At 75.0% G+C, this 3,890-nt stretch carries 3 protein-coding genes; 2 read left to right on the forward strand and 1 reads right to left on the reverse strand.

All coding sequences use genetic code 11. The annotated features are described in order from the left end of the window. Positions 1 to 296 precede the first annotated feature (296 nt). Positions 297 to 623 carry a chorismate mutase gene (locus tag HGA02_RS12710; RefSeq protein ID WP_124341607.1) on the forward strand — a complete coding sequence of 109 codons (327 nt, stop codon included), beginning with the start codon at positions 297 to 299 and terminating at the stop codon, positions 621 to 623. Between the two features lie 138 nt (positions 624 to 761). Beyond that, complete coding sequence (locus HGA02_RS12715; RefSeq protein ID WP_168679320.1) at positions 762 to 1,961, forward strand: baeRF2 domain-containing protein; 1,200 nt, start codon at positions 762 to 764, stop codon at positions 1,959 to 1,961. A gap of 54 nt (positions 1,962 to 2,015) precedes the next feature. Here HGA02_RS12715 and HGA02_RS12720 read toward each other — a convergent pair whose 3' ends face one another. Continuing rightward, positions 2,016 to 3,833, reverse strand: a complete 1,818-nt coding sequence (locus tag HGA02_RS12720) for an AMP-binding protein (RefSeq protein WP_168679321.1) — start codon at positions 3,831 to 3,833, stop codon at positions 2,016 to 2,018. Positions 3,834 to 3,890: the final 57 nt, after the last annotated feature.

Consider the following 3,890-nt stretch of genomic DNA (forward strand, 5'->3'; position numbering starts at 1 on the left):
GGCGACGGTTCGGTGGTCGACCGCACAGGGGGAGGCCGGGACGGCCGCGACGCGGGCGGGCGCCGGCCCCGCGCGCACGCCGGCGTCAGCCGGCCCGTGCGCACCTCGACCACGCGACCCGTGCGGCCCGAGCGGCGCTCGCGCGCCCTCCTGCCGCCCCACCCGTCGCGTCCCCCTGCTCCGGTCGGTCGCGCGACGGTAGCGGTGAAACGGACGAATGGGACGAGTCGTCCCATGTGCTGGTCAGCGGCGGACCGTCCGGCCGATGCCGAGGGGGTGCGCCTAGGATCGCGGTCGTGAGCGACCTGCCGGCACCGATCCCGACCGAGCTGGCGCGGCTGCGCCACAGCATCGACAACATCGACGCGGCGCTCGTCTACCTGCTCGCCGAGCGGTTCAAGGCGACCCAGCAGGTCGGCGTGCTCAAGGCCGAGCGCGGGCTCCCGCCGTCGGACCCGGGCCGTGAGGAGCAGCAGGTCGCGCGCCTGCGCGAGCTCGCGCACCAGGCGGACCTCGACCCGGTGTTCGCGGAGAAGTTCCTCGCGTTCATCGTCGAGGAGGTCATCCGCCACCACGAGGCCATCGCGCAGGACCACGCCGCGGAGCGCGCGCAGCAGCCGTGACGCCCGCCGGTCGTGGGCCCGTCAGGGGTGGCGCGCCGCGCGCATCCGGACGAGGGTAGGTACGTCAGCCCCGGCAGGACGCGCGGGTCCGCTGCGCCCGCGGTCGCCGAGGACCGTCGACCACTCACGAGGTGCTGCATGGACCTGCACTGGCTGAAGCCCCTGCTCGGGCGCCCGGCCCCGTTCACGACCGTCTACCTGGACGTGACACGCGCCGACGTCGCGGGGGAGGCCGAGGCGGCCGACCGTTGGCGGGCCGTCCGCCGGACGCTCGAGCGCGACGGCGCTCCCGCGGCCGTGCTGGACGAGATCGGTGAGCGGTTCGCCGTGCCGACCGGCGTCAAGGGCCCGCACGGTCGCGTCATCGTCGCCGACGCCGAGGGCGTGCGCGTCGACCGCGTGCTGTCGGAGCCGCCCGCGCAGTCGAGCGCGGTGTTCGGACCTGCGCCCGCGCTGCTGCCGGCCGTGCGCGCGGCCGAGGAGGGCGTGCACCACGTGCTCGTCGAGGTGGACCGCAACGGCGCGGACCTCACGTGGCACACCGGCGACGGCGCGCGCACCGGTGACGCCACGGAGGTCGAGCACGTCGACGGCGGACACGACGACGTGCACAAGGTCAAGGACGGCGCGCTGTCGCGGCGGAACCAGACGCGCGCCGAGGACTCGTGGGAGCGCAACGCGGAGGCGGTCGCGGCGGTCCTGGGCAAGCGGGTGGCCGAGCGGTCGCCTGACCTCGTGGTGCTCACGGGTGACGTGCGTGCCGTCGCGCTCGTGCGCGACGAGGTCGACCAGCACGTGGGGGCGATCCTCGTCGAGGTGCCCGGCGGTGCGCGCGGCGAGGGCGTCAAGCGGGACGCGTTCGCCGCCAAGGTCGCCGACGCGCTCGACTCGTTCCGCAACCGGCGGCGCGAGGCCGTGCTCGCGCGGTTCCGCGAGGGCCAGGGCCGCGGCGACGGCGCGGTGACCGCGCTCGACGACGTCATCGAGGTGCTGCGCCGCGGTCAGGTCGACGAGCTCGTGCTGCACGAGTCGACGCTCACGGGCGGCCTCGCGGACAAGGAGCTGTGGGTCGGACCCGAGCCGCTCCAGCTCGGCACGAGCAGCGCCGACCTCGACGCGCTCGGCGTGTCCGGCGACGCGCGCCGCAAGCTGCCCGCCGGTGTCGCGCTGGTGCGGGCCGCGCTGGGTCAGGACGCGGGGGTCACGTTCGCGGAGGACGGCAGCGTCGAGCTCGTCGGCGGGGTCGGTGCCGTCCTGCGCTGGTCGGACGGGTCGACGCCGAGCGAGTCCGTGCCGACGCAGTCGGCCGACCAGCGGCGGCTGCGCAACGTCGTCTGACGCCACCACCAGGTGGGTCGGCGCGGAGGGGTCGGGGTTGCCCCTCCGCGCCGGTCAGCCGTGGTGCTCGCGCGTGTCGACGTACAGCGCGTCGATGTCGGCCGCGAAGTCCTTGAGCACGAGCGCGCGCTTCACCTTGAGCGACGGCGTGAGGTACCCGTTCGCCTCGGTGAGGTCGGTCGGCAGGACGCGGATCTTGCGGATCGACTCGGCGCGCGACACGGCCTCGTTCGCGCGGTCGACGGCGCGGTCCAGGGCCTCGAGCACGCGCGGGTCGGTCCCGGCGGTCACGACGTCCATCGCCGGCATGCCGTGGTTGGACAACCAGCCCGGCAGCATCTCGGCGTCGAGCGTGACGAGCGCGCCGATGAACGGCCGCTGGTCGCCGACGACGACGACCTGGCTGACGAGCGGGTGGCCGCGCAGCCGGTCCTCGAGGACGGCGGGCGCGACGTTCTTGCCGCCCGCGGTCACGATGATCTCCTTGGTGCGGCCCGTGATGCGGAGGTAGCCGTCGTCGTCGAGCGTGCCGAGGTCGCCGGTGCGGAACCACCCGTCGACCAGTGCCTCCGCGGTCGCCTCCGCGTTGTGCCGGTAGCCGCGGAACACGTGCGGGCCGGAGATCCAGATGCCGCCGTCGTCGTCGACCCGCACGGACGTGCCGGGGAACGCGGGGCCGACGGAGCCGACCTTCGTGAGGCCCGGACGGTTGACCGTCGTCGGTGCGGTGGTCTCGGTCAGGCCGTAGCCCTCGAGCACGCGCACCCCGATCCCGCGGTAGAAGTGCCCGAGCCGCTCGCCGAGCGGCGCGCCGCCGGAGATGGCCCACTCGGCCCTGCCGCCCAGCGCGGCGCGCAGCTTCGTGTGCACCAGCGCGCCCGCAAGTCGGTGCTGGGCCTTGAGCGCGGCGGACGGCCCCGCGGGCGTGTCCTGCGCACGCGAGAACGCGATGGCGACCTTCGCCGCCCAGCGGAACAGCCGCAGCTTCGTGCCGCCGCCCGCCTTCTGCTCGGCCGAGTTGTAGACCTTCTCGAACACGCGGGGCACGGCGAGGACGAACGTCGGCTGGAACGCCGCGAGGTCGGGCAGCAGGTTGCGCGTGTCCGGCGTGTGGCCCAGGACGGCGCCGGACGGGATGCACAGGACCTCGATGTACCGCGCGAACACGTGTGCGAGCGGCATGAACAGCAGCGTCCGCGAGTGCGGCTGCGCGCAGACCTCGGCCAGCCCGGACGCACCGTTGAGCGTGTGCGCCACGAAGTTGCCGTGCGTGAGCTCGACACCCTTCGGGCGGCCCGTCGTGCCGGACGTGTAGATGACGGTGGCGAGGTCGTCCGCGCCGGCCAGCGCCGAGCGTCGCTCGATCTCCGCGTCCGGCACCCCGGCGCCCTCGGCGACCAGCCCGTCGACCGCACCCTCGTCGATGACGAGCACGTGCGCGAGGCCCGGCAGGTCGTCCCGGACCTGCGCGACCACGCTGGCGTGCGCGGCGGTCTCGACGAGCGCGACCCGCGCCCCCGTGTCGGCGGCGATCCACCGCACCTGCTCGGGCGACGACGTCTCGTACACCGGCACGCCCACGCCGCCCGCGGCCCAGATCGCGAAGTCGAGCAGCGTCCACTCGTACCGGGTGCGCGACATGAGCGCGACGCGGTCGCCGGGCTCGAGCCCGCGCGCGACCAGTCCCTTGGCGACGGCCCGCACCTCGGCGGCGAACGCCGTCACCGTCACGGGCGCCCACGTGCCGCCGAGGCCGGTGGACCGCTCGATCAGCACGCCGTCCGGGTCCCGCGCGAGCCGCTGCGCGAGCAGCCCGGGGATGTTCGCGCGCGGGTCGAGGTCGACCGGGCTGGGGGAGGAGAACTCGCGCACTGCCGCGCTCCTGTCGCTGGTCGCTGGTGTCTGCTCGGCTGCGCCGCGGCGCGTCAG

The sequence above is a fragment of the Cellulomonas septica genome (assembly GCF_012396155.1).
GTDB lineage: Bacteria > Actinomycetota > Actinomycetes > Actinomycetales > Cellulomonadaceae > Cellulomonas > Cellulomonas septica.

Bases quoted from the DNA above. Each gene is read 5' to 3' on its own strand.
- HGA02_RS12715 (WP_168679320.1), top strand. From the start codon at position 762: ATGGACCTGCACTGGCTGAAGCCCCTGCTCGGGCGCCCGGCCCCGTTC.